Consider the following 23,859-nt stretch of genomic DNA (forward strand, 5'->3'; position numbering starts at 1 on the left):
GACCTCAACCAGGATGAACTCATGACCAAGCGTGTTGCGGTACTTCTCGGTGGCCTGTCGCCGGAACGGGATGTGTCTCTGGTGTCCGGAGCGGCCTGCGCCAAGGGGCTGCGCGATGCGGGCTATGAGGTGGTCGAGATCGATGCCGGTCGTGACCTCTCGCAGCAGCTCGCCGACGCCGCCCCGGATATCGTCTTCAACGCATTGCATGGTGAGTGGGGCGAAGACGGGCTGGTGCAGGGTGTGCTGGAGCATTTTGGCAAGCCCTACACCCATTCCGGTGTCCTCGCCTCGGCCCTGGCCATGGACAAGCAAAAGGCCAAGGACGTGCTGCGCGCGGCGGGCATTCCTTGCCCGGAAGGCGTCATTGCCAATCGGTTCGAGGCTGCCAAAGCGCACGTCATGAAGCCGCCCTATGTCGCCAAGCCGAATGCGCAGGGCTCGTCGGTCGGCGTGCATATCGTGCTGGAAGGTGCCAACCGTCCGCCGGCCGAGCTGGGTTCGACCGCCTGGGCGCTGGGCGATGAAATCCTGATCGAACGCTATGTACCCGGCCGCGAGCTGACCGTGGCGGTGATGGAAGACAAGGCGCTGTGTGTCACCGAGATCAAGCCCAACACGACTTTTTACGACTATGAGGCCAAGTACATGGCCGGCGGATCGGATCATATTTTACCAGCGCCGATTACCGACGACATCGCCGAGCTGGCCATGGAATTGGCGGTCAAGGCGCACCAGGCCTTGGGATGTCGCGGTATGACACGGTCGGATTTCCGATATGATTCGGCAGCCGATACACCACTATGGTTACTCGAAATTAACACCCAACCGGGCATGACTCCTACATCACTAGCGCCAGAACAGGCGCAGTATTGCGGGATCGAATTTTCCGATCTCGTTGCATGGATGGCGGAGAATGCGTCGTGTCGAAGGTGAGGCGTGCCGGATCGCGTAAAGCGGTCCGTCGCAAGACCAAACCCCAGTCCGCCGCGGTGTCCGCACCGCGGCGTTTGCGTAACTGGGCCGAGGCCCAGGTCCGGGGTGTCAGATATCGTATGGCGAATGCAGCCCGTTTCGGCGGGCTGGTCGTGGCCGGCCTGTCGGCTGTCACGGTGGGCGGACTTGCGCTTTTCGGGCAGCTTGATGATGTCGCCGTCTGGGCGGGGGGACATGTCGAGCGCCAGCTTGCCGAGTCCGGCTTTGCCGTTCGCGCGGTCGATGTCACCGGTGCCCGTGGCGAGATGGCCCACGCCATCGTCGTGGCGTCGCTGATCACCGATGGCGAGTCCATTTTCTCGATCGACCCGGAAGTCGTGCGTGGCCGTATTGAAGCCATGCCGATGGTCCGCCGTGCCCGTGTCGCGCGGTTGCTCCCCGACCGGATCGCGATTGTCGTCGAAACCCGCGAGGCTTTCGCGCTCTGGCAGGTTGAGGGCGGTTTGCATGTGATCGATCGCGACGGGGTGGTGATTGCTGACGCTGACGTCATGAATCCGCCAGAGCTGCCGCTGGTTGTTGCCGACGGGGCCAATGAGGCGGCGAGCGAGATTGTCGACGCGCTGGGGCATTTTCCCGACGTGGCCGGCCGTGTGGTCGGAGCGGTCCGCGTCGGTGAGCGACGCTGGAATTTGCGGCTCGAGAGCGGTGCCGATGTGAAATTGCCGGAGAGCGATGTGATGGCCTCGATCGCCATCCTTGCGCGCCTGCAGGCCGAGCGTGGCGTGTTGCGCCTGGCGGCCGAGAGTTTTGACCTACGCGGTGAGGGCGATCTGATCGTCCGGGCCCTGCCCGACCGGGCAGTGGCGGCCGGTATGCGGGAGCGTGAAGCGTGAGTGTGTTTGATCTGTTCCGGTCCCGTCAGCCCAGCGCTGTCAGTGGCTCCAAGGCCCAGGGTGTCTGCGCTGCCCTGGATGTCGGCTCTTCCAAGATTGCCTGTTTCATCGCCCGCACGGATCAGACCATCTCCGGTCCGCGCCCGCGTGTGATCGGTGTCGGCCACCAGTCGTCGCGCGGCGTTCGCGCTGGCGCGGTGGTGGACATGGATGCTGCTGCAGAAGCCATCCGCACGGCTGTCGAACAGGCCGAGCGCATGGCTGGCATTGCCGTCAACGCCGTCACGGTCACCCTGTCGGCCGGACAGCCGGCCTCGACCCGTCTGGCTGCCGAGATTGACCTGCCTCAGCGCGAGATCACCGAGCGTGAGCCGCGCCGCTTGCTCGATGGCGCTCTGGCCGAATTCGCGATCGAGGACCGCGTCGTCCTGCACGCCATCCCCTTGTCCTGGTCGGTTGATGATCACCGCGGGATCAAGGATCCGCGCGGCATGTTCGGCAAGACGCTCGGCGTGGAAGTGCATGTCATCACGGCGGCCATTGGTCCGCTGCGCAATCTGTCGACCTGTATCGAGCGTTGCCATCTTGACCTCAAGGGTGTGGTCGCCACGCCCTATGCCTCGGGCCTGTCAGCCCTGGCGGACGATGAGGTCAAGCTGGGCGCGACCCTGATCGACATGGGCGCCGGCGCCACCACCGCGGCGGTTTTCGCGGAAGGCGCGCTCCTTCATATCGATGCGGTCCCCGTCGGCGGTTCGCACGTCACATCGGATGTGGCCCGGGGTCTGTCGACACCGCTTGCCGCGGCCGAACGGCTCAAGACGCTGTACGGCTCCGCCCTCGACAGTCCCGAGGATGACCAGCAGATGATCGAGGTTCCTTCGGTCTCCGGCGAGAATGGTGCGCTCTATGACAGTGCCCCGCGCTCCCTGCTCAACTCGATCATCCGGCCGCGCCTGGAAGAAACCTTTGAACTGATCCGCGACCGCCTGGATGCGGCGGGTGTCGGCAAGACATCCGGCCGCCGGCTGGTGTTGACCGGTGGTGGCGCCCAGCTTCCCGGCGCGGCCGAGCTGGCCGCTCGCGTTTTCGGCAAGCAGGTCCGCATTGCCGGACCGTGCGGTGTCAGCGGACTGGGCGACGCGGTGTCAGGTCCGGCTTTCAGCGCCGTTGCCGGAGTTGTGCGCCGGGAGACCCGCGGCGCAGCGGAAGCCATCGCGGGCCCGCCCCGCATGAGCGGCTTGCCGATCATGCCACGCCGGGTGCAAGCCGAGGCGAATGGCGGCCGGGCGTCGTCCATGTGGCGCTGGTTTGCAGAAAGCTTCTGAGCGTATTTCCGGGCACGGATTCTCATAATCAATTACCATTGCTGTTAAGGACATGGCGGTGGTGTTCGCCGTACTTCTGCGATCCTGGATCGCAAGAAGAGCGCAATGTCTTTCAACCAAGTCACAATTCTCCCGGAGTACGCCTGCGTAGAGGCCATCATTGATGGCTATGAGGACTGGGACAGCGCCACTGACGTCATTGTCGAAATGGGCGAGCAGGTGGAGGCGCGGGCCTGGAACCGGATCCTGATTGACTTCAGGCGCGTGAATCTGCGCATCTCCCGCTCGGAAGCGCAGGATATCGCAGGCTTTTTCAACTCCTTCGTGACCTATGCGATGAATATTGCCGTCTGGCTGCCCGCCTCGGACCGCGATGCCGAGGTGATTTCCATTTTCGCCCGCAAGATGGGCGAACTCGGACACTCCATGACCCTGCTTCGCGATGCCTCGGACAGGGATGCCTGGCTGGACGGGCCGCTCTCCAAAGCGGCCAACGGCTGACGGTGTGCGGTGCGCTGCAGGCCGGCCGGAGTGTTTTACCACCTGAAATGATCATCAGTTTAACCCCTGCTTAAACGTCTTGGGGCGAAACTTCATGGTGAATCCTTGTTTAATTCCCAGTACCGAGAACGGGTCTGTCATGACGCTCAACCTCTCAATTCCCGAAACGACCGAATTGCGGCCGCGTATTGTCGTCTTTGGTGTCGGGGGCGCCGGGGGGAATGCCGTCAACAACATGATCGAGGCGAAGCTGGAAGGTGTCGACTTTGTCGTCGCCAACACAGACGCCCAGGCATTGCAGCGCTCACAGGCTGAAAAGCGTGTCCAGATGGGTGCGGCGATCACTGAAGGTCTGGGCGCCGGCGCGCGACCGGAAGTCGGTGAACAGTCGGCCGAGGACTCGATCGAGGAAATCCGCGAGCATCTGGGCGGTGCCCACATGGTCTTCATTACCGCCGGCATGGGCGGTGGCACGGGAACCGGTGCCGCGCCTGTCGTGGCGCGCGCGGCCCGTGAAATGGGGATCCTCACTGTCGGTGTCGTGACCAAGCCCTTTCATTTTGAAGGTTCGCGCCGGATGAAGCTGGCCGATGCCGGCATCGACCAGTTGCAGGATCATGTCGACACGCTGATCGTGATCCCGAACCAGAACCTGTTCCGTATCGCCACCGAGAAAACGACCTTTGCCGAGGCCTTCTCCATGGCCGACCAGGTGTTGCATTCCGGCGTCCGCGGTATCACCGACCTGATGGTCATGCCGGGCCTGATCAATCTCGACTTCGCCGACGTGCGTGCTGTGATGAACGAGATGGGCAAGGCGATGATGGGCACGGGCGAAGCCGGCGGCGAGAAGCGCGCCGTGGAAGCCGCCCAGGCTGCCATCTCCAATCCGCTGCTTGACGATGTTTCGATGAAGGGGGCCACCGGCGTCCTGATCAACATCACCGGCGGTTATGACATGACGCTTTATGAAGTCGACGAAGCCGCGAATGAAATCCGCGCGGAAGTCGATCCCGAAGCCAATATCATTGTCGGCTCGACCTTCGACGAAACCATGGAAGGCTCCATGCGGGTGTCCGTCGTGGCGACCGGCATCGATGCAGAAATCATGGTGCAGGCCGATCCGCGCGCCCGTCAGCAACGCGGTGCCGCTCCGGCCCAACAGTCCAGCCCGAATGACGCGATCCTGCCGTGGAAGCGTTCCAACTCTGATCGCCCGGGCCGGCTTGCCGGTGACCGCAGCGCTGCTGATCGTGCCGCCGAGGTGCGTGCGCCGGAGCCTCGTGTAACCGAGGCACGCGTATCCGAGCCGCGTCGTGAAGCAGAGGTGCAAGAACCGGCGCCGATCCAAAACGAGGCGAGCGATGAGTTCCAGGTCGAGCCGATGAAGCGGGCGGTCGGGGCTGAAGACCTGTCCGACGCCATTGCGACCAACTCGATTGCGTCCGACCGCGATCCCTATGTTTCCGAAGTCCGCACCACCCAGGCCGATATGCGCGCCGAAGCGCCGCAGGTTGTCCAGGACCAGGCCCGCCTTGCCCAGGAAGCGGAGCGCCTGAACGCACGTTATGAAGAGCGCCGCGCTTCGGCCCCGTCGGACGAAGCCAAGGAAGAAAAGCGCGGTTTTTCACTTTTTGGCCGTCGCAAGAAGCCGGCCGAGCCGGCTCCGAAAGCGGCCCCGATCACCAAGACGGCCCCTGTCCAGTCGGCCCAGCGCCCCGCCTCCGGCGACCTGTTCGGTGACAGTCTGGAAGAGGGCGATCTGGAAATCCCGGCCTTCCTGCGCCGTCAGGCAAATTGATTGGATCAAGCGTCTGATCGGATTGAAGAAATGGGCGGCCCTATCGGGTCGCCCTTTTTGCTGCAAATGCGTAACAAACCGCAACAATGGTTTAATTGAATGCTGACCCTCCCTGTCGTTCACTGCACAGGTCGATGGCTGTCCGGCCATCAAGCGTTTGGGCGTAAACAGTAAGCAAGATGGCGCGTTACAGTGATTAACCGGCACACATTGGCGGCACCTGTTGTGTTCGCAGGCATTGGTCTCCACTCCGGCGAGCGGGTGCGCATGGTCCTGCAACCGGCCAGCGCCGGCGCCGGTATTGTTTTTGTACGCTCGGACATCACGGACCGTGACAACCGGATTGCGGCACGGGCCACCAATGTCAACGAAGTGCGCCTGGGTACCACGATTACCAACGAGGCCGGCGTATCGGTTGCGACTATCGAGCATCTGATGGCCGCTCTGGCAGGTCTGGGTGTCGATGATGCCGTCATCGAGGTCGAGGGCTCCGAGGTCCCGGTGATGGACGGGTCGTCTGCCCCCTTCGTCAAGCTTATCCGCCAGGTGGGTCTGAAGTCCCACGCCATGCCGCGCCGCGCGATCCAGGTCCTGCGTCCGGTCATGATCGAAGACGACGAGCGCAGTGCGGGTTTCCTGCCGGCGCTGAAACCGTCGATCGAGATCGAAATCAGTTTCGAGCACGCCTCGGTGGGGCGCCAGTCCTGCGCCTTCGAGATCGCTCCCGACATTTTCAGTGACGACATTGCCTCGGCGCGTACCTTCGGCTTCCGCAAGGATTACGAGGCGCTGCTGGCGGCCGGTCTGGCGCGCGGCGGCTCCATGGACAATGCGGTTGTTCTGGATGATGACGGCATTGCCAATCCGGAAGGGCTTCGTTTCAAGGACGAGTTCGTTCGCCACAAGGCGCTGGACGCACTCGGTGATATCGCCCTGGCCGGCGCTCCGATCATCGGCTGCTATCGCGCTGCCCGTCCGGGGCATGCGATCAACAATGCCGCCGTCCGCGCCCTGCTGGATGATCCGACAAGCTGGAAATGGGTCAGCATGCGTGATGTAGATGCCGGCGCCATGGCGATGGCCCGCTGAACCCTTCGAGATTTCAAATCTGTTCGAATGAGCTGGCTGTGCCCTGGCCGAGATGGGGCGAGTCGGTGATGGACCGGCGTGAATGTGGCCGTGGCCCTGCATTTTGATGGGCTTGAATTGATCCATTATCGCTGAGCGATGACAGCGCCCTTTTGCCCGAGGCAATCATCCGCTACAAACTTGTCGGAACGGGTGGCCCTTCGGCCACCAGAGCTGTTGAGCCGTGCTTTCATGACCCTTATGTCGCGTATCATTGTCCCGCTTGCCCTGTCCGCCCTACTGGCTTCTTGTGCCAACGGACCAGATAATTCAGTCGCTTATGTCGAGCGACCGGCGGAGACGATTTACGCCACCGCGTTCGAATCGCTTGATCGACAGCAATATCCGCTTGCGGCGGCCCGCTTTGATGAGGTCGAGCGCCAACACCCCTATTCGGAATGGGCGCGCCGGGCGATGCTGATGGCCGCCTACGCCAACTATGAATCCAACAATTACGAGGAAGCGATTTCGGACGCTCAGCGCTTCATTTCGCTTCATCCGGGCAATCGCAACGCGCCGTACGCCTATTACCTCATCGCGATCAGCCATTTCGAGCAGATCATGGATGTCGGGCGTGACCAGGCTGCCACGCAACAGGCCTTGCTCGCGCTTGAACAGGTTGTCCGTCGTTACCCCGACAGCCGCTATGCCACCGATGCGCGCCTGAAGATCGACATGACCCGCGACCATCTGGCGGGCAAGGAAATGAGCGTCGGCCGCTGGTATCTGCGTCGTGGCTACCATCTGGCTGCCATCAACCGCTTCCAGAATGTGCTGCGCGAGTACGGCAATACATCGCATGTGCCTGAAGCCCTGCATCGCCTCGTCGAATCCTACGTGTCGCTCGGTATTGACGAGGAGGCCCGCCAGGTCGCCTCGGTCCTGGGTTACAACTTCCCGGGCAGCGAATGGTACGAGACCAGCTATGACCTCCTGACGCGTGAGGGGATCTCGATCGGTGAGTCGATCGAACAGGCCGATCCGTCGTTCATGCGGCGGGCCATGCAGCGGCTGTTTGGCTGATCCGGCCCGGGGGTGCCTACGCACTGAATGCTGCTCTCCCTATCCATCCGGAATGTGGTCCTGATCGACGCGCTTGAAGCGACGTTTGAAAGCGGGCTGTGTGCCCTGACCGGGGAGACCGGCGCCGGTAAATCAATCCTTCTTGGGGCCTTGGGACTGGCGGCAGGCGAGCGCGCCGACCGCGCCCAGGTGCGCAGCGGTGCCGATGAAGCCCAGGCCGTCGCCGCATTTGACCTGCCGCCCGGTCATCCGGCGTGGTCGCTGCTGGATGAGGCCGGCCTCATGGTCGAGCCGGGCGAACCGCTGATCCTGCGTCGCCGCCTTGGCGAAGACGGGCGCAGTCGGGCTCATATCAATGATCAGCCAGCCAGTGTCGGTCTGCTGCGTGGCTTGGGCGATGTCCTGGTCGAAGTCCACGGACAGCACGATGGACGGGGTCTCATGGACCCGAAAAGCCACCGCAACTATCTCGACATCTATGCCGGACACGAGCCCGAGCTGGCGGCTTGCCGTTCCGCCTGGCGCGAAGTCAGTTCTGCCCGCAAGAAGCTCGACGAGCTGGTTGATGCCAATCAGGCTTCGGATGACGAACAGGATTTTCTCCGGCACGCAATCGAGGAACTCGACCGGCTGGACCCGCGTCCCGGTGAAGAGGCCGAACTTGCCGAGGAACGTCAGTTCCTTCAGGGGGCCGAGCGCGCGATCGGCGATTTGCAGGACGCCCAGCAGGCCCTGGCCGGGGAGGGCGGAGGCCTGGAGGCGCGTCTGAATGCAGCGCTGCGCGGGCTGGAACGTGTGCGCGACCATATCGGCACGGGTGGCGGTGAGGCTGGCCCGGCTCTCGAGCGCGCGTCGACAGCCATCGACCGGGCGCTGATCGAGTTTTCCGAGGCGGAAGATGCCCTTTCCGATGCGGCCAAAGCCTTTGATGTCGAGCCGGGGCGCCTCAACGAGGTGGAAGAGCGTCTGTTCGCCCTGCGTGGGCTGGCCCGCAAGCATCACGTGGGCGCCGATGAACTCGCCGCCCTTCATGGCCGCCTGACCGACCAGCTCGACGGTATCGAGAATGCATCCGACCGGATCGCCGAGGCCGAAAAGGCCGTGAAGTCGGCGCAAGCCCGCTATGACGACGCGGCCCACAAGCTTTCGCGCAGTCGGGAAAAGGCTGGCAAGGCGCTGACCGATGCGGTCGCGGCCGAACTGCCGCCGCTGAAGATGGATCGGGCCCGTTTTCGCGTCGGCATCACCTCGGATGGCGACCGCGCCGGCCCTGATGGTCGCGATCATGTGGTCTTCGAGGTCGCCACCAATCCCGGTTCGCCGTTTGGCGCGCTCGACAAGATCGCGTCGGGGGGTGAGCTGTCTCGCTTCGGCCTGGCCCTGAAAGTGGCCCTGGCCGGCGATGATGATGGTCTGGTTCTGGTCTTTGACGAGGTCGACCAGGGTGTGGGCGGGGCTGTGGCAGACGCGGTCGGACGTCGGCTCAAACGCCTGGCCGCCAGAGGGCAGACGCTTGTGGTCACCCATTCGCCGCAGGTCGCGGCGCTGGCCGATCATCACTGGCAGATCGTCAAGACCGATGACGGCAAGGGCGGCATGCGCACGACCCTGGTCAAGCTGGACGGTGCGGCGCGGCGCGAGGAGATTGCCCGCATGCTGTCCGGCGCTGATATTACTGACGCGGCGCGGGCACAGGCCGATGCACTGATGGCCGTGGAGGCGTAAGTAGGCGATGTCTTCGCATGAATGACCTATTTGATTTCCGCGACAGAGGCGTTGATCGCCTGAACTTTGCACATGCATCGGACGTGTCAAAGGCCCGTCGTAGAATTGCTACGGTGCTTGAAGTTGTGCTGCCTCAGTACCAAAGAGGCACATATGAGCACGCTACCGAATACTTAGATCGTCCAATTATTCGGAAGATGTATTCGTTCTTTTTGCCGAGCGCAGGTATTGGGCAATGTGTGGACCGCCGAGAATGCATTCAACAGATCATAGATGGGCCGGAGTTTTCGACACTCATTGAGCCAATTAATTTCGGTATTGTATCTCGCCTTAAGCTTCTAGATCCGCCTTACGATCGTGCAGAGCCGCAAGTTGAAGATTATCAGTTCGATGCGCTTAAGCAGGTGTCTCTATTTTTGGAGGACATCGGAGGAACTCTCGTAACCTCCAAGTATGAGAGCGTTGGCGCCGCCCCGTCCGGCAAGTTCGGCGAGATCCGGCATGCGGTTCCGATGCTGTCGCTGGGCAATGCGTTCAATGACGAGGATGTTGCCGATTTTGTCGGCCGGATCCGCCGCTTTCTGGGTCTGGCCGAGAGCGATGTCGTGGCGATCACTGCCGAGCCGAAGATTGACGGCCTGTCGGCCAGCCTGCGCTATGTCGATGGCAAGCTGGTCCATGGCGCCACCCGCGGCGATGGCCAGACCGGCGAGGATGTGACGCAGAACCTGCTCACCCTGGACGATATTCCCGAGACCCTGCCACCGGGCGACTGGCCGGACGTGGTCGAGGTGCGCGGTGAGGTCTACATGTCGCACGCCGATTTTGCTGCGCTCAACGAACGTCAGACCGAGGCGGGCAGGGACGCCTACAAAAATCCGCGCAACGCCGCTGCCGGCTCGCTGCGCCAGATCGACCCGACGATGACCGCCCAGCGCCCCCTGCGATTTTTCGCCTATGCCTGGGGTGAGGTATCGGAGCCGCTCTCCGACACCCAGATGGGAGCCGTACACCGGCTTGGCGAGATGGGTTTTCCGGTCAATGAACTCATGGCCCGCTGTGACAGCGTCGAGGCCCTGCTTGACGTCTACCGCGATATCGAGGCGAAACGGGCCGGGCTCGGCTACGACATTGACGGTGTCGTCTACAAGGTTGACCGCCTCGACTGGCAGGAACGGCTGGGCTTTGTGGCCCGTGCGCCTCGCTGGGCCATCGCCCACAAATTCCCGGCCGAGCAGGCGACCACCGTGCTGGAAGCGATCGACATCCAGGTCGGCCGTACAGGCGCCCTGACGCCGGTCGCACGCCTGACGCCGGTCACGGTCGGCGGCGTGGTGGTCACCAACGCCACCCTCCACAATCAGGACGAGATCGAGCGCAAGGATATCCGTATCGGCGACATCGTGGTGATCCAGCGCGCCGGCGATGTCATTCCGCAGGTCGTGCGGGTGGTTGATCCTGATCGGCCTGATCGCGGGGCGGCGTTCGACTTCCCCACAGAATGCCCGGTCTGCGGCAGCCAGGCCCTGCGTGAACATGATGCCAGGACCGGCAAGCTGGATGTCGTGCGGCGCTGTACCGGCGGTCTCATCTGCGGGGCGCAGCTGAAGGAGCGGTTGAAGCATTTCGTGTCGCGCAAGGCCTTCGACATCGAAGGGCTGGGTACCAAGCAGATCGAGGCGTTCCACGAAGAAGGCCTGATCACCGAGCCTGCGCATATCTTCACCCTCAAGGCGCGCAATGAGGCCGGCGAGATCACGCCGCCATTGCAGGAGCGGGAAGGGTTTGGCGAGACCTCGATCAGCAATCTTTTCGCGTCGATCGAAGAGCGCCGGATGATTGCCCTGGCCCGCTTTCTCAATGCGCTTGGCATCCGCCATGTCGGGGAAAACACCGCAGCACTCTTCGCGCGGACCTATGGCAGCTGGTCGGCGTTCAACGCCGCCGCGGCCAACCTCGACGACGAAGCGGTGCGGGCCGAGATGCTCGGGATCGACGGCATCGGCAATGCTGCCGTCGAGGCGCTCGAGCAATATTTCACCGAGGATCACAATCGCGAGCTTCTGGACCGTCTTGTCGCCCAGCTCACCATCGAGGACGCCGAAGCTATCGCCAATGACAGCCCGGTCGCCGGCAAGACCGTGGTCTTCACCGGCGCCCTGGAACGCATGACCCGCGACGAAGCCAAAGCCAAGGCACAAGCGCTCGGTGCCAAGGTGGCGGGGTCCGTGTCTGGCAAAACGGATTATCTGGTTGCCGGACCGGGGGCTGGGTCAAAGGCGAAGAAGGCTGCCGAGTTGGGTGTTGAGACGCTGACCGAAGACGAGTGGTTCGACCTGATCGGAGCTTGATTTCACCGCGTCAGGTGTCTGCGGCGCGCTCGTCAGCCCTGCCGGACAGCTGCACCTCTGCCTGCTGCCAATCCACGAGGACTTTTTGCAATGCGCTGACCGAGGTCGGCTTGGGCAGGATGCCCTGGAACAAGCCGGCTGGCACAAGGTTGGCGCTCTGGGAGGCCTCGAGTGCCGAGACTGCCACGATCCAGGCCGATCTGCCTGTCGTGGTCTTGCGGATCAGACTCGCCGCGGTGGCGCCGTCCATTTCCGGCATCTGGATGTCCATGAAAATCAGGTCGAATGTCTGGTCGCGGACCGCTTCGATCGCTTCAGCGCCGGAGTTGGCGCTTTCGATCGACAGCGGCGCGTCACCCAGCGCCTGTTCGAGCAGCGCCCGCAGGACAATGTGGTTGGTTGCAACATCGTCGACCGACAGGATGCGGACCGGCTGGTCCGTGGTGCGGAGCCGGGGCGCGCCAGGACTCTCCGGCTGGGCGAGCGGGACCCGTTCGCCGGCTGCCAGCGGCAGGCTGAGTGAGAAACAACTGCCGGCTCCCGGGGATGATGTAACACGCAAATCGCCATCCATCAGACGTGCCAGCTGGCGGCTGATCGACAGACCAAGGCCGGTGCCCCCATAGCGACGGGTGATCGACGCGTCGGCCTGGTGAAAGGCTTCGAAAATCGAGTCATGCTTGTCGGCGCGGATGCCGGCACCGGTATCTGTCACGTGAATGACCGTATTCCAGACTTGGCCTTGTTCGCACCAGGACTGGTCGACGTGCAGGGCTATATGGCCGGCATCGGTGAATTTGAGCGCGTTCGAGATCAGATTGTTGAGGATCTGACGGATACGTAGCGAATCCCCCTTTACCGTCGATTGCTCAAGGCCCGTCCGGAAGACGTGCAGGTCGAGCCCGCGGCTCTCAGCCTCCGGTCGCCAGCTTGCGGCGGATTTTTCAATCAGCAGGCCGAGGTCGAAATCGACCTGTTCGGGCACAATCTGACCGGTCTCGATCTTGGACTGGTCCAGGATTTCATTGAGAAGTTCAAGCAGCGTTGCGCCGGACTCCCGTATCAGGTCGAGCCGTTCGGCCTGATCGGGCGGGAGGCGACCGACCCGGTGCATGACATCCGCCATGCCCAGGACGCCATTCAGCGGCGTGCGGACTTCATGCCCGACATTGGCCAGAAACTCGCTTTTGGACCGTTGGGCCGACCGGCTGTCATCCAGCGCCGCTGTCAGGCTATCATTGGCTTCCAGCAATCGCTTGGCAGCCAGCTCCTGGACCGAACGGAAGACCGTGGCGAGGCAGGTCAGCCAGACGCAGGACAGGGCCAGCGCGACGCCGAGGGTGATGATGGAATTGCCGTCGGGCGGATCGTGGATGCCTGCCAGATAGAAAACGGCGGCGAAGGCCAGGGACACTGCCGGCAAGGCGACCAGCAGACTGCGACCGCCCCAGAATTGGTGAAAGCCGAGAATGAGACACGGAAGGTAGGCGAATACGGGCGGAACGCTGCCGCGGTTTCCGTAAATCGCGGCGGCAAACAGCAGGATCGAAAACACGGCGAGTAGGGCCATGGTGACTTCCGGGCGTCGCAACCAGGTGCCGACAATAATGCTCGTCAGGACGGTTCCCATCGCGACGATGCCAAGCAGTGCCATGCCCGGTCGACCGGCTCCGCTCACAAGAAGAAGGGTGGTGTTGGCCAGGACGATCACAATCAGCATGATCGAGAACGTAAACGCCAGTCGAGCGCGCAAGGTCAGGCCCAGATCATCGGATCCGTCGCAACCGCTCCATCGATCTATGCGGGCCCAGATGTCCAGCTGACCAGCTCCTCTGCAACCGGGAGACTAGGCCTGTCAGGGTTAAGAAAAGCCTGCCTACTGCAGTCGGCGGTAGACCCCGTCGATGGGCAGATCGGCTCCCATGGCATCGACATAGCTGAGCATCACCCCGACCAGACGGTCCCAGTCGTCGACCCGGCAATAGCCGCGCTCTTCTTCGTGTTCGGTCACATCATAGCGGTCGAGAATGGCGGCTTCGACATTCCGGCATTCCGGCGCGTGATAGGTGGCCACGCCGCCGGGAAAGACCCGGATCAGGCCATAGCTCCAATTGTCCTCATCGCGTCGCATGGCGATGTAGAGCCCGTCCGCGATCTCTTTCAGGCGGGCGCCGTCATGGGGAAAGCCGTCATCGTCGGAGACATAGCGGCCCCAGCTGTGCTCGATCTCGCCGGTCCAGGCGGGACGATCGAAGGGGGTCACGCCGTCGGCGAGATAGGGGGTGTGGCTGTAAAGGCCTTCCTCGAGCGGCCAGTCAGCCTGACCGCGCGAGATCAGCGCGTTCTCGGAATAAAAGCAGCCGCCCAGAAAGGCGGCTGCCATCGCGATGATCGCGACTGTACGCACTAGGGCGTGGCTCCGGCAATCGGCTCGGTCGCCTTGATCAGCCAGTCGGCGACGTCTCCGTCCAGCAGCGGCAGGACTTTCGTTCGAACCATGGCGTGATAGCTGTCCAGCCAGGCGATTTCGTCGGCGGTGAGCAGGTGGGTGTCAATCAGACCCTTGTGGATCGGCGCCACGGTGACGGTTTCAAAGCCCAGCATCGGCCGTTCGCCGCCGGGAATGTCGGCGGCTTCGGTGACGACCTGCAGGTTCTCGATCCGGATGCCGAACCCGTCTTCCTTGTAGTAGCCCGGCTCGTTGGACAGGATCATTCCCGGCTCCAGCGGCACCGCATTCGGCGCCTTGGAAATCCGCTGCGGCCCTTCGTGCACGCCGAGGAAGCTGCCAACGCCATGGCCGGTGCCGTGATCATAGTCAAAGCCGGCCTGCCACAGCGGGAAGCGGGCGAGAATGTCCAGCTGGGTGCCGGTCGTGCCCTTGGGGAAGCGCACCATGGACAGGGCGATATGGCCCTTGAGGACGCGGGTATATTGCGTCTTCATCTCGGCGGTCGGATCACCGATCGGGACCGTGCGCGTGATGTCGGTGGTGCCGTCCGGATACTGGCCACCACTGTCGACCAGGAAGAGCGATCCCTTGGCCAGTTTGAGGTTGGAGGCCTCTGAGACGCGATAGTGGGCGAAGGCCGCATTGCCCTGGGCGCCGGAGATCGTGTCGAAGGACAGGTCGCGCAGTTCCGGCAATTGTTTGCGCAGGCTTTCCAGCTTCTGCGCCGCCTGGATCTCGTCGACCTCGCCGGACTGGGCTTCGGTGTCGAGCCAGTGCAGGAAGCGAGCGATGGCGCCGCCGTCGCGGATGTGGGCCTGGCGCGAGCCTTCCACTTCAGCCGGGTTCTTGGCGGCCTTGGGACGCATCACCGGGTCTTCCAGCGATTGCACCTCGGCACCGCCGGACTTGAGCGTCTCAAACACCCAGGCCGAGGCCGTGGTCGGGTCGACGCGGACTTTCTTGCCCTCAAGTTCGGACAGTCCGGCGCCGAACTCGCTTTCGGGCCGCACAGCGATTTCGTTGCCGAGATGGGAGCGGGTTTCGTCGGTCAGCTTGTCCGGGTCGACGAAGAAGGTCGCGGTCCCGTCCTTGTGGATCAGGGCCGCAGACAGGGGCAGTGGCGAGCGCGAAACATCACCGCCGCGCACATTGAACAACCAGGCAATCGAGGGCGGCGCGGTGATCACGGCGGCGTCTGCCCCGCCACGTTCGATGGCAACCCCGATGCGCTGGCGCTTGGAGGCGTGGTCCTCGCCAGCGAACTCGATCGGGTGCGGGATGATGTCGGCCTTGGGCGCCGCCGGACGGTCGGTCCAGGCAACATCGATCGGGTTCTGCTCGACCGAAACCAGCTCGACGCCGGCGCGCATGGCGGCGGTCTCCAGCAGGTCGAGTGCGGCCGGGCTGTGCAGGCGGGCGTCATAGCCGATCTTCTCGCCCTTGCGGCCATTCTCCTCGATCCAGCCGTACAGGCCCTGGCCGACCAGATCGCACTGGTCGAACAGCGCGGTGTCGGTCTGCTGGCGGCCCTGCGCGGTGTAGCGGCCATCGACCAGCAGCGCGGCGCGGTCGGCCATGACAATCGCGGCGCCGGCAGAGCCGGAAAAGCCGGTCGCCCACAGGAGCCGCTCATTGCAGTCCGGCAGGTATTCATTGTCATACTCATCCTCGTGCGGGATGAGGAAGCCGTCCAGGCCAAGTGATTTGAGCGCAGCGCGCAGCTTGGGCAGGTTCTCGCGGCCATAATGCGGGCCGCCCTTAACGTCGAAAGTCTGGGAAATCATCTGGGTCATGGGCGGCAAGGTATGCCCGTCGCCGGGGCGGTTCAATGGCTGTCTCAGCCGGGTCTGCAGGCTTGCGTCCCCGCCGGTCGCGCGGGCCATGCATTTGCGCAGGCCGGGCTTGCTGAACCGCCTGTTCGCAGGCGCAGAAATCCATGGCTAAAGCGCGGGGAATTCAAAGGAGTTTCCCATGCTGTACGGGATTGATGACTGGCGCTCGATGAACACCAACGACATGCTGAATCGCTCGCTTGAGCGCAACCGTTCGCGCAGCGGCATCCGCGCCCTGCCACGCACCACCGACGTCAATGCCTTCCTCGCCAGTTTCGGCCTCAAGGGCAAACGCGCCTGATCAGGCCTTGTGGCCGGCCAGCCGTTCGCGCAGGCCGGCCACCTCTCGCCGGCTGACGGGAACAGACGCGCCGGTCTTGAGAAGCAGTTGGTAGCGGCTGCCCACTTCGCTGGTCAGCGCCTCGACATGGTCGAGATTGACTGCGTGAGAGCGGTGATTGCGGACGAAACCGCCGGGCAGCAGTTCGAGCAAGGCGCTCAGATTGCGATTGTCCAGATGGGTTGCCCCGCTGAGCGTGCGCACCTCGGTGTAATTGCCAGCTGCCACGAGATGGACAATATCGCTGCAGGGCAAACGTGTCAGTCGTCCGGTGGACTGCAGGGCCAGGATCGCCGGTGCTGAGGATGGTAGCGCTGTTTCCGGCTGCAACAGGTGCGGCCAGCGGATGGCGGGCAGGGCCAGCAGTCCCAGCACCAGTGCATAGATGCCCCGGTCAATCAGGTCCGCCGGAAAGGCCAGGGCATAGGCCGGGACAAGCGCGAGACCGATTGCCAGAACCCGGGCTTGCGGGTCGCCACGCCAGCCAATCCACATCGCAGCTGACACGGTCAGGCAAGCGGTCACCGCCGCCGACTTGGCGTCATAGCCGGTCAGGGCAAGGCTGGCGGCCAGGGCGGCCAGCGCAGTTGCGCCCAGCCACAGGGTCGCCACAGGTCCGGAAGTCGGCCAGCGTTGCTGCGCAAAGCGCAGAAGGGCCAGCCCGAAAATGGCCAAGCCGAGCAGGCTGAGGGCCTGGCGCGGTTGATGCCAGTCATAGGGATAGTTGATCATGGCCCGGGAAATCTCGGCCAGTCCGGCCAGCGTCAACCCGGTCAGCGAGAGCGACAGCCAGAGGCCGCGTCCATCGCCGATCCGTTTGGCGCGCAGGCCGAAAGCCAATGCCAGCGCCACCAGGCCGGCGCCGAGGATGGCCAGCGGCAGATAATAGCGGACGGGGCGCCGGGTTTCGGCACTGTAGGGCAGGACGAAGAGCGACTGGACCAGGCTGTAGGGCGTGTAGCCGGCGCGGTGGCTGGATAGGCGCATGACCAGCCGATTGCCGCCTGGCTCTATCAAGCGGGCCGGTACCGCGAACAGGCTGTCGATCTGACCGGCCGACTCGCCATCGGCGTCCACGCCGGGTTGGCCCTTGTTTCCGATCATTTCGCCATTGAACCAGAGCGTTGCTGAGAAGGGGCCGGAGGTGCTGACCGCCAGCGGCGGCCCGTCCTGTGCAATCGGAACATCATCCCAGACCAGCCAGCCCGCTGTCTCCGGGCGTGCGATTCCGCGATAGCCGACCCGCTCGCCGGCGGCCGGGGCGGCGAGCATGGCCGCCAACCCGATATCCGCATCCACATAGCGCACGGTCTGCGGCATGCGCGCGTCGATCCGGGGCTGGGGCGCGGCCAGAAGAAAGGCGAGCGCCAGCAGCATCAGCCCGACACTTTCCAGGCCTGGCCGCCGGTCTGCAATCGCTTTGAGCCATCCGGCCATCATATGAGCCATCCGTCCTTTTGCGCTGGTCGGCCCGCTGGCCGCACGGCATGAGCGCCCCTTGCCGGGGGGCAAGTCAACAACAGGAATACAGATGCTGATGATTGGTAGTCTTTTGACGGCAAGCGCCGGAGTCGCAAGTCTCTGGCTCGGTATGGCCGGGCAGGTTGTAGCGCCGCCGCTCGCAGAACAGGCGCAGACGGCCTTTGATCCGGTTGCCCGGACCTATCCGGCGCTGAACGCCACGGTGATGGTTGGTGGCGAGATTGTCTGGGAATCTGAAGGTGGTTGGCAGCGCGATGACGCGGATGGTGTCGACCGTCCCTACAATGTCTATTCGGTGGCCAAGATGCTGACCGCGCTGGCCTATGCCCGTCTTGAACAGACCGACGGCCTCGATCTCGACACGCCGGTCCGACAGATCGACCCGGACCTGCCGGCGCATTATGACGCTGTCACGCTACGCTCCCTGCTCGAGCACCGGGCAGGCGTTCGCCACTATACCTCGCGGGCTGACTGGATCAGCTTTTCGGACCGTCGCTGCGAAACCCCGGCCGACGCGCTGGGTCATTTCATCGACGCGCCGCTTTCGCCGCCGGAGGGCGATGAGATAACCTACTCGACCTATGGCTATGTCTTGCTGAGCCACCTGTTGGTGCAGCTGACCGGGACAGACAGTTTCGATGCGGCCATGCATGACGCACTTGGCGACACCTATCTTGCCCGTCGTGACTCAGATGACGCCGAGAAGGCCACCAACTGGGTTGATCTGGGAGAGGGGCCGCAGACGATCGACGGGCCCTCGGCTGAGTGCAAGTCCGGCGCGGGCGGGTTGCTGGCCAGTTCGCGCGAACTGGCCGAAATGGGGCACGCCCTCGCGGCAGGCGAGATGGTCGATCTTGGCGGCTGGACAGAACTGCCGGGGCCCTGGGCCGGGCATGCACCCGAAGCCGACCTGCACTATGCCGCCCACTCCGGTGGCTCACCGGGCGGTCGGTCTTTCATGCTGATTTACGTCGAACCGCAAGTTTCGGTGGCGCTGACCGGCAATGCCGACAGCGAGAACCTGCAGGCGCTGTCGATCGAGCTGGCCGACCTGTTTGCGGGCCTCGAGCCGGCGGACGAGTAGCGCTTAGCCCTTCGTCGCGACGAGGGTTTCCCAACCCTCCAGCGGCGGCTGGCGGTGCACCGTCAGTCCGGCGGCTTCGTAGGCGGTGCGGACCATGGCTTCCTGTTCGGTCAGCAGGCCGGACAGGATGACCTTGCCGCCGGGCGTCAGGATGTCGGCGACACCCGGTGCCAGATCGATCAGCGGGCCGGCGAGGATATTGGCGAAGACCAGCTCGAACTGGCGCCCCGCCAGCTTGGCATGTTCGAGGCCTTCGGCGACGAAACAGTCGATGCCGGGGGTGTTGTTCTTGGTGCAGTTCTCAATGCTTTCATCGACGGCTTCAGGGTCGATGTCCGATGCCAGCACTTCGGCGTCCGGCAGTGCCTTGGCCGCGGCGATGGCCAGGACGGCAGTGCCGCAGCCCAGATCGAACACGGTTTTCGGATCGGCACCGGCGTCCAGCATTTCGGAAAATGCGATCAGGCAGCCGCGTGTGGTACCGTGATGGCCGGTGCCGAAAGCCGGACCGGCTTCGATTTCGATCCCGATCTGACCGGTGGCAACGGCTTCACGATCATGCGCACCGAACAGGGTGAAACGCCCGCCCTCGACCGGCTTGAGGCCTTGCAGAGACAGGCGAACCCAGTCCTCTTCCGGCAGAGGTCCGAATTCGACCAGAATGTCCTCGGCGAGGCCCGAAGCACGGCGGAAGGCGGCCTCGTCCGGCATGGACTGAAACAACACGTCCAGCCGCGCCCCATCGCTCTCTTCGAAAATCGCCCAGCTCAGCGCGACGGCCGGATGGGCCTGGTCGAGGCGTTCAACGACATCGGCGAGGGTGGCAAAATCGGACAGGGCTGTCAGGCGCCAAAGCGTGGTCATGGGCAGGGTCTCCGGATCAGGCGGCGGGTGTGGACGCTGGGACGCTGGAAATCAAGCGGGGAGGGCTTTGTCTTAAGTCCACGAGCGAGTGCTCGGAGAAGACCTTAAATGTCTTGCCGGGATTTCGCCGCATGGGCTCAGCGCCGTCAAGGCGCATGCCCGCTTCGCGGCGCCGAAGGCGGCCTTGACGGCGCTGAGCCCATGCGGCCCGCTGGCTGGCATGACAAATAAGGATGGTTGGGGCCGAGGCCCCGTTCGTTACGCCTACTCCGACTCCAGCGCCTCGACCAAAATCGCCCGTACCTCCTGCCAGGCCGGTGAGGTCGGATCGATCAGCTCGAAATGCCCCGCCTCGGGCAGCACGACATGGCGGACGGTGTCGCCGCGTGCTTGCGCCAGCGCCGCGTAGTGTGTGCCCAGTGAGGGTGGCACGATCGGGTCGAATTCGCCGGAAACGATGACCTGCCCGACGGCCATTGGCCCCATCGCTGCGGGTGAGACCTGGGCCATCAAGTCCGGTGTCTGGGCCTCCACCGGCCCGATCAGATCATCCACCGTGGCAGGCTCGCCGCAGCGGCCCGGCCCGTTGGCGCGGTAGTTTGCGAGATCATTGATGCCGGCGAGTGTGACCACAGTCTCAGGCAGAAGCGGATCGTCGCGCCAGGCCGCGCTGTCTTCGGGCAAATTGCCGCGCGCCGCCGCCCAAAGGGCCAGATGCCCGCCGGCGGAATGCCCGGTGAAGACCAGCCGGTCGAGATCGAGCGGATGCGCCTGTGCGACCTCGCGCAGATGATCGACGCCATCGGCGATGTCCTCGAACGTACCCGGCCAGCCACCGCTCTCATGCCCGATCCGGGCGTATTCGAGGTTCCACACTGCCACGCCGTGATCACGCAGATCGGCAGCGACATAGTCCTGCAGGATCGTGCCCGGTATCTGCGACAGCCAGCACCCGCCATGGACCATGACAACCACCGGAAACGGCCCTTCCCCTTGGGGCAGCCACAACTCGCCAAATTCCAGCTCGCCCTCGCCAAAGGCGATCCGCAGGGTTGCGGTTTCGCGCGGGCGGTCGAGAAGCTGATCCCATGTGATGGGGCGGGCGGCGGCGTGCGGGTCGACATGGGGCGTCGCTGCCTCGGGCTGACAGGCGGCAAGAAGGGTGGAGGCAAAAAGGAGGGCGCGGATCATGGGGGCTCGCTGGTCTGTTCCAGCGCCAACCTTCCCCGAAACACACACTTTGTCATCCCGGGCGGACGCCCTGACTTGATCAGGGCGCAGACCCGGGACCTATTCGCTCAAGCCTGCGCCCGCGAAGGCGGGTGGCGGGGATAACAAAAGGGAATTGAAACAGCGCGGAACGAGGTCCTTCCCCTCGATGGGGAAGGTGGGCCGAGGCGCAGCCTCGGCTCGGAAGGGGTGAGACGCGCAGCGTTCCGGCACCGCCTGTCACCCACTCCGGCTTGCCGCCAAAGCGGCAATCCACCTCGCCCATCAAGGGCGAGGACCTGACTTCAAGGCAATTCCCGCAAGAAATTCTCCACCACCTTCTTCTCGCCGGCCTTGTCGAATTTCACCGTGTATTTCGAGCCATCCGCCTTCTTCACCGTGCCGTAGCCGAACTTGTCGTGGAAAACGCGGTCGCCGGCGCGCCAGGTGCCTTGGGTGTCCGAGCCGCCGCTTTCGATGAGCGTGGCCTTGGCATTGATGGTTGGCGGTGAGGAGCGGCGGCCGGATTGCTGGTTGGCTTGGTAGCGTTTCCAGCCGGGGCTGGAATAACTGGACGCCATGGCGTCGGGCTGCTGGCTGACACTCTCAAAGCCGGGACCGCTGTCATAATAGCCCGTTTCTGACCGCGCCTCGACATGATCGACGGGCATTTCGTCGATGAAGCGCGACGGGATCACCGTCTGCCAGCGGCCATAAATCATGCGATTGGCGGTGAAGGTGATGATGGCGCGTTCGCGGGCGCGGGTAATGCCGACATAGGCGAGGCGGCGTTCCTCCTCGAGCGAGCGCGTGCCGCCCTCGTCCAGTGAGCGCTGCGAGGGGAAGACGGTCTCTTCCCAGCCGGGCAGGAAGACGAGCGGGAATTCCAGACCCTTGGCGCCGTGCAGCGTCATCAGCGAGATCTCGTCCTCGTCCGGCTTGCGGTCGGCATCGGTCAAAAGGGCGACGTGTTCGAGATAGGCTTCCAGCGTGTCGTACTCGCCCATGGAGCGGACAAGTTCCTTGAGGTTTTCCAGCTTGCCGGCGGCCTGGGGCGTCTTGTCCTCGCGCCACATGGCGGTATAGCCGCTCTCGTCGAGAATGATCTCGGCCAGCTCGTCCAGACGGCTTTGTTCGGACTGCTCGCGCCAGCGCTCGACATCGCGCAGGAAGACACCCAGCGCCGTGCGGGCCTTGCCGCGGATCTCATCCGTGCCGAGCATGACCCGGGTCGCCTCGGTCATCGGCACGCCCATGGCGCGGGCGGTCATGGCGATCTTCTGGACCGTGGTGTCACCAATGCCGCGCTTGGGCGTGTTGACGATGCGCTCGAAAGCGAGATCGTCTTCCGGCGAGCGCACCAGGCGCAGATAGGCGTGGGCGTCGCGAACCTCGGCTCGCTCGAAGAAGCGCGGTCCGCCGATCACCTTATAGGGCAGGCCCAGCATTATGAAACGGTCTTCAAAGGCGCGCATCTGCCAGGCGGCGCGGACCAGCACGGCACTGTCGGAATAGGCGCGCTGACCTGACACCCAGTTCTCGATTTCCTCGGCGACGAAGCGGGCCTCGGCCTCGCCATCCCAGATGCCGCGCACCTGGACCTTCTCGCCCTCGGCATCATCGGTCCACAGTGTCTTGCCGAGGCGCGAGCGGTTGGCGGCGATCAGGCCCGAGGCGGCGCCCAGGATATGCCCGGTCGAGCGGTAATTGCGTTCCAGACGGATCACGGTGGCGCCGGAAAAGTCTTTCTCGAAGCGCAATATGTTGTCGACCTCGGCTCCGCGCCAGCCATAGATCGACTGGTCGTCATCGCCCACACAGCAGATATTCCCCGTGCCCTGGGCCAAAAGGCGCAGCCAGAGATACTGGGCGACATTGGTGTCCTGATACTCGTCGACGAGGAGGTAGCGGAACTTGTCGTGATAGAATTTCAGGACGTCGGGATTGTCCTTGAAAATGTGCAGCGTGTGCAGCAGCAGATCGCCGAAATCGCAGGCGTTCAGCGTCTTCAGGCGCGACTGGTAGATGCGGTAGAGATCCTGGCCGCGCCCTTCGGCGAAGGCCCATTTGTCATCCTCGCCCAGCTGGTCCGGCATCAGGCCGCGATTCTTCCAGCCATCGATCAGGCTGGCGAGATGGCGCGGCGTCCAGCGCTTCTCGTCGATGTTTTCAGCCTGGATGATCTGCTTCATCAGGCGCAACTGGTCGTCGGTGTCGAGAATGGTGAAGGAGGATTTCAGATCCACCAGCTCGGCATGGCGGCGCAGGATCTGGGCCGAGACCGAGTGGAACGTGCCCAGCCAGGGCACGCCCTCGACCGCCTCACCGATGATCTTGCCGACCCGCTCCTTCATCTCGCGCGCCGCCTTGTTGGTGAAGGTGACGGCAAGTATCTCCCACGGCCGGGCGCGGCCGGTGGCGAGGATATGGGCGAGGCGAGTGGTCAAAACACGGGTCTTGCCGGTTCCGGCGCCGGCCAGCACCAGGACCGGACCGTCCATGGCCTCAACGGCGGCACGCTGCTCGGCATTCAACCCGTCAAGATAGGGCGTTGGCGGCGCGGGCCGCGCCATGTCGGAGATGGAAAGACCGGACATGCAATTCCCTGCTGCTTGGACGGCGGGTTCAACGCTGGCTTGTTGAACCGATTCTCTACGTCATACTGACCGGCATACTGGACTGATTGGCGCCCGATCCCAAGGGAAGCATGTGTGATTGTTCGTTTTTTGTTCGCATTGGGGTGGGCGTTGAACAGGTGAGTGGTTGAACCGCCCGTCGGCCCCGGATCTGCGCCCGGCTTTTGCCGGGCTTCGTCCGGGGGAAATGAGCTTGTTTCTGAAAGAGTCAGGCAACCATTTTTCCCGGACGCGCGCAGCGCGATCCGGGACCAACGTTGAGCCCATCATT

18 protein-coding genes are annotated in these 23,859 nt (G+C 63.8%); 11 read left to right on the plus strand and 7 right to left on the minus strand.

Annotation, left to right across the window (positions count from 1 at the left end; all coding sequences use genetic code 11):
- Positions 1 to 21: 21 nt before the first annotated feature.
- The 9 genes from ACN0X9_RS01490 (at position 22) to ligA (ending at position 11,689) form a co-directional block, all read left to right on the plus strand.
- On the plus strand, positions 22 to 936 hold the full coding sequence (locus tag ACN0X9_RS01490; RefSeq protein ID WP_417485870.1) for a D-alanine--D-alanine ligase: 915 nt from the start codon (positions 22 to 24) through the stop codon (positions 934 to 936).
- Positions 937 to 1,055: 119 nt separating this feature from the next.
- On the plus strand, positions 1,056 to 1,832 hold the full coding sequence (locus tag ACN0X9_RS01495) for a cell division protein FtsQ/DivIB (RefSeq protein ID WP_417485871.1): 777 nt from the start codon (positions 1,056 to 1,058) through the stop codon (positions 1,830 to 1,832).
- Positions 1,829 to 3,160 (plus strand): cell division protein FtsA, encoded by a 1,332-nt coding sequence (gene ftsA, locus ACN0X9_RS01500; protein WP_417485872.1) that lies wholly within the window; start codon positions 1,829 to 1,831, stop codon positions 3,158 to 3,160. Before ACN0X9_RS01495 ends, ftsA begins: the two co-directional genes overlap by 4 nt.
- A 105-nt stretch (positions 3,161 to 3,265) precedes the next feature.
- Entirely contained in the window at positions 3,266 to 3,661 is a 396-nt protein-coding gene (locus tag ACN0X9_RS01505) for a hypothetical protein (RefSeq protein WP_417485873.1), read from the plus strand.
- 139 nt (positions 3,662 to 3,800) lie between these two features.
- Entirely contained in the window at positions 3,801 to 5,462 is a 1,662-nt protein-coding gene (gene ftsZ, locus ACN0X9_RS01510; RefSeq protein WP_417485874.1) for a cell division protein FtsZ, read from the plus strand.
- A gap of 192 nt (positions 5,463 to 5,654) precedes the next feature.
- On the plus strand, positions 5,655 to 6,551 hold the full coding sequence (lpxC, locus tag ACN0X9_RS01515; protein WP_417485875.1) for a UDP-3-O-acyl-N-acetylglucosamine deacetylase: 897 nt from the start codon (positions 5,655 to 5,657) through the stop codon (positions 6,549 to 6,551).
- A 231-nt stretch (positions 6,552 to 6,782) separates the two neighbouring features.
- Positions 6,783 to 7,613 (plus strand): outer membrane protein assembly factor BamD, encoded by an 831-nt coding sequence (locus ACN0X9_RS01520; RefSeq protein ID WP_417485876.1) that lies wholly within the window; start codon positions 6,783 to 6,785, stop codon positions 7,611 to 7,613.
- Positions 7,614 to 7,640: 27 nt separating this feature from the next.
- Positions 7,641 to 9,338, plus strand: a complete 1,698-nt coding sequence (recN, locus tag ACN0X9_RS01525; RefSeq protein WP_417485877.1) for a DNA repair protein RecN — start codon at positions 7,641 to 7,643, stop codon at positions 9,336 to 9,338.
- Positions 9,339 to 9,643: 305 nt separating this feature from the next.
- The gene (gene ligA / locus ACN0X9_RS01530; protein ID WP_417486027.1) at positions 9,644 to 11,689 is read left to right on the plus strand and encodes an NAD-dependent DNA ligase LigA; all 2,046 of its coding nucleotides are present in this window, start codon (positions 9,644 to 9,646) and stop codon (positions 11,687 to 11,689) included.
- A 10-nt stretch (positions 11,690 to 11,699) separates the two neighbouring features.
- Here ligA and ACN0X9_RS01535 read toward each other — a convergent pair whose 3' ends face one another.
- The 3 genes from ACN0X9_RS01535 to ACN0X9_RS01545 form a co-directional block, all read right to left on the minus strand.
- Entirely contained in the window at positions 11,700 to 13,409 is a 1,710-nt protein-coding gene (locus tag ACN0X9_RS01535; RefSeq protein WP_417485878.1) for a hybrid sensor histidine kinase/response regulator, read from the minus strand.
- Positions 13,410 to 13,565: 156 nt separating this feature from the next.
- Positions 13,566 to 14,096, minus strand: coding sequence for a hypothetical protein (locus ACN0X9_RS01540; protein WP_417485879.1), 531 nt, complete (start codon positions 14,094 to 14,096; stop codon positions 13,566 to 13,568).
- Complete coding sequence (locus ACN0X9_RS01545) at positions 14,096 to 15,934, minus strand: aminopeptidase P family protein (RefSeq protein WP_417485880.1); 1,839 nt, start codon at positions 15,932 to 15,934, stop codon at positions 14,096 to 14,098. Before ACN0X9_RS01545 ends, ACN0X9_RS01540 begins: the two co-directional genes overlap by 1 nt.
- Before the next feature lie 178 nt (positions 15,935 to 16,112).
- Between ACN0X9_RS01545 and ACN0X9_RS01550 the strand changes: the two genes are divergently transcribed.
- Positions 16,113 to 16,274 (plus strand): hypothetical protein, encoded by a 162-nt coding sequence (locus tag ACN0X9_RS01550; protein ID WP_417485881.1) that lies wholly within the window; start codon positions 16,113 to 16,115, stop codon positions 16,272 to 16,274.
- On the opposite strand, the gene ACN0X9_RS01555 is transcribed toward ACN0X9_RS01550, so the two are convergent.
- Positions 16,275 to 17,762, minus strand: a complete 1,488-nt coding sequence (locus ACN0X9_RS01555) for a LytTR family DNA-binding domain-containing protein (protein WP_417485882.1) — start codon at positions 17,760 to 17,762, stop codon at positions 16,275 to 16,277.
- Positions 17,763 to 17,844: 82 nt separating this feature from the next.
- Between ACN0X9_RS01555 and ACN0X9_RS01560 the strand changes: the two genes are divergently transcribed.
- Complete coding sequence (locus ACN0X9_RS01560) at positions 17,845 to 18,879, plus strand: serine hydrolase domain-containing protein (RefSeq protein WP_417485883.1); 1,035 nt, start codon at positions 17,845 to 17,847, stop codon at positions 18,877 to 18,879.
- A gap of 3 nt (positions 18,880 to 18,882) precedes the next feature.
- Here ACN0X9_RS01560 and ACN0X9_RS01565 read toward each other — a convergent pair whose 3' ends face one another.
- The 3 genes from ACN0X9_RS01565 to ACN0X9_RS01575 all read right to left on the minus strand — a co-directional run bounded on the left by ACN0X9_RS01565 (position 18,883) and on the right by ACN0X9_RS01575 (position 23,549).
- Entirely contained in the window at positions 18,883 to 19,743 is an 861-nt protein-coding gene (locus ACN0X9_RS01565) for a 50S ribosomal protein L11 methyltransferase (RefSeq protein WP_417485884.1), read from the minus strand.
- A 264-nt stretch (positions 19,744 to 20,007) separates the two neighbouring features.
- Positions 20,008 to 20,934: an alpha/beta hydrolase gene (locus tag ACN0X9_RS01570; protein WP_417485885.1), complete on the minus strand. Its 927-nt coding sequence runs from the start codon at positions 20,932 to 20,934 to the stop codon at positions 20,008 to 20,010.
- A 323-nt stretch (positions 20,935 to 21,257) separates the two neighbouring features.
- Entirely contained in the window at positions 21,258 to 23,549 is a 2,292-nt protein-coding gene (locus tag ACN0X9_RS01575; protein WP_417485886.1) for an ATP-dependent helicase, read from the minus strand.
- Between the last annotated feature and the right edge of the window lie 310 nt (positions 23,550 to 23,859).

Source organism: Maricaulis sp. (assembly GCF_048268525.1).
Taxonomy (GTDB): Bacteria; Pseudomonadota; Alphaproteobacteria; order Caulobacterales; family Maricaulaceae; genus Maricaulis.

Coding starts and splice junctions, on each gene's coding strand:
- ACN0X9_RS01560 (WP_417485883.1), top strand. CDS start 17,845: ATGCTGATGATTGGTAGTCTTTTGACGGCAAGCGCCGGAGTCGCAAGT.
- ACN0X9_RS01555 (WP_417485882.1), bottom strand. CDS start 17,762: ATGGCTCATATGATGGCCGGATGGCTCAAAGCGATTGCAGACCGGCGG.
- ACN0X9_RS01490 (WP_417485870.1), top strand. CDS start 22: ATGACCAAGCGTGTTGCGGTACTTCTCGGTGGCCTGTCGCCGGAACGG.
- ACN0X9_RS01550 (WP_417485881.1), top strand. CDS start 16,113: ATGCTGTACGGGATTGATGACTGGCGCTCGATGAACACCAACGACATG.
- ACN0X9_RS01570 (WP_417485885.1), bottom strand. CDS start 20,934: ATGATCCGCGCCCTCCTTTTTGCCTCCACCCTTCTTGCCGCCTGTCAG.
- ACN0X9_RS01505 (WP_417485873.1), top strand. CDS start 3,266: ATGTCTTTCAACCAAGTCACAATTCTCCCGGAGTACGCCTGCGTAGAG.
- ACN0X9_RS01565 (WP_417485884.1), bottom strand. CDS start 19,743: ATGACCACGCTTTGGCGCCTGACAGCCCTGTCCGATTTTGCCACCCTC.
- ACN0X9_RS01535 (WP_417485878.1), bottom strand. CDS start 13,409: ATGCTGATTGTGATCGTCCTGGCCAACACCACCCTTCTTCTTGTGAGC.
- ACN0X9_RS01520 (WP_417485876.1), top strand. CDS start 6,783: ATGACCCTTATGTCGCGTATCATTGTCCCGCTTGCCCTGTCCGCCCTA.
- ACN0X9_RS01495 (WP_417485871.1), top strand. CDS start 1,056: ATGGCGAATGCAGCCCGTTTCGGCGGGCTGGTCGTGGCCGGCCTGTCG.
- recN (WP_417485877.1), top strand. CDS start 7,641: ATGCTGCTCTCCCTATCCATCCGGAATGTGGTCCTGATCGACGCGCTT.
- ftsZ (WP_417485874.1), top strand. CDS start 3,801: ATGACGCTCAACCTCTCAATTCCCGAAACGACCGAATTGCGGCCGCGT.
- ACN0X9_RS01545 (WP_417485880.1), bottom strand. CDS start 15,934: ATGACCCAGATGATTTCCCAGACTTTCGACGTTAAGGGCGGCCCGCAT.
- ACN0X9_RS01575 (WP_417485886.1), bottom strand. CDS start 23,549: ATGTCCGGTCTTTCCATCTCCGACATGGCGCGGCCCGCGCCGCCAACG.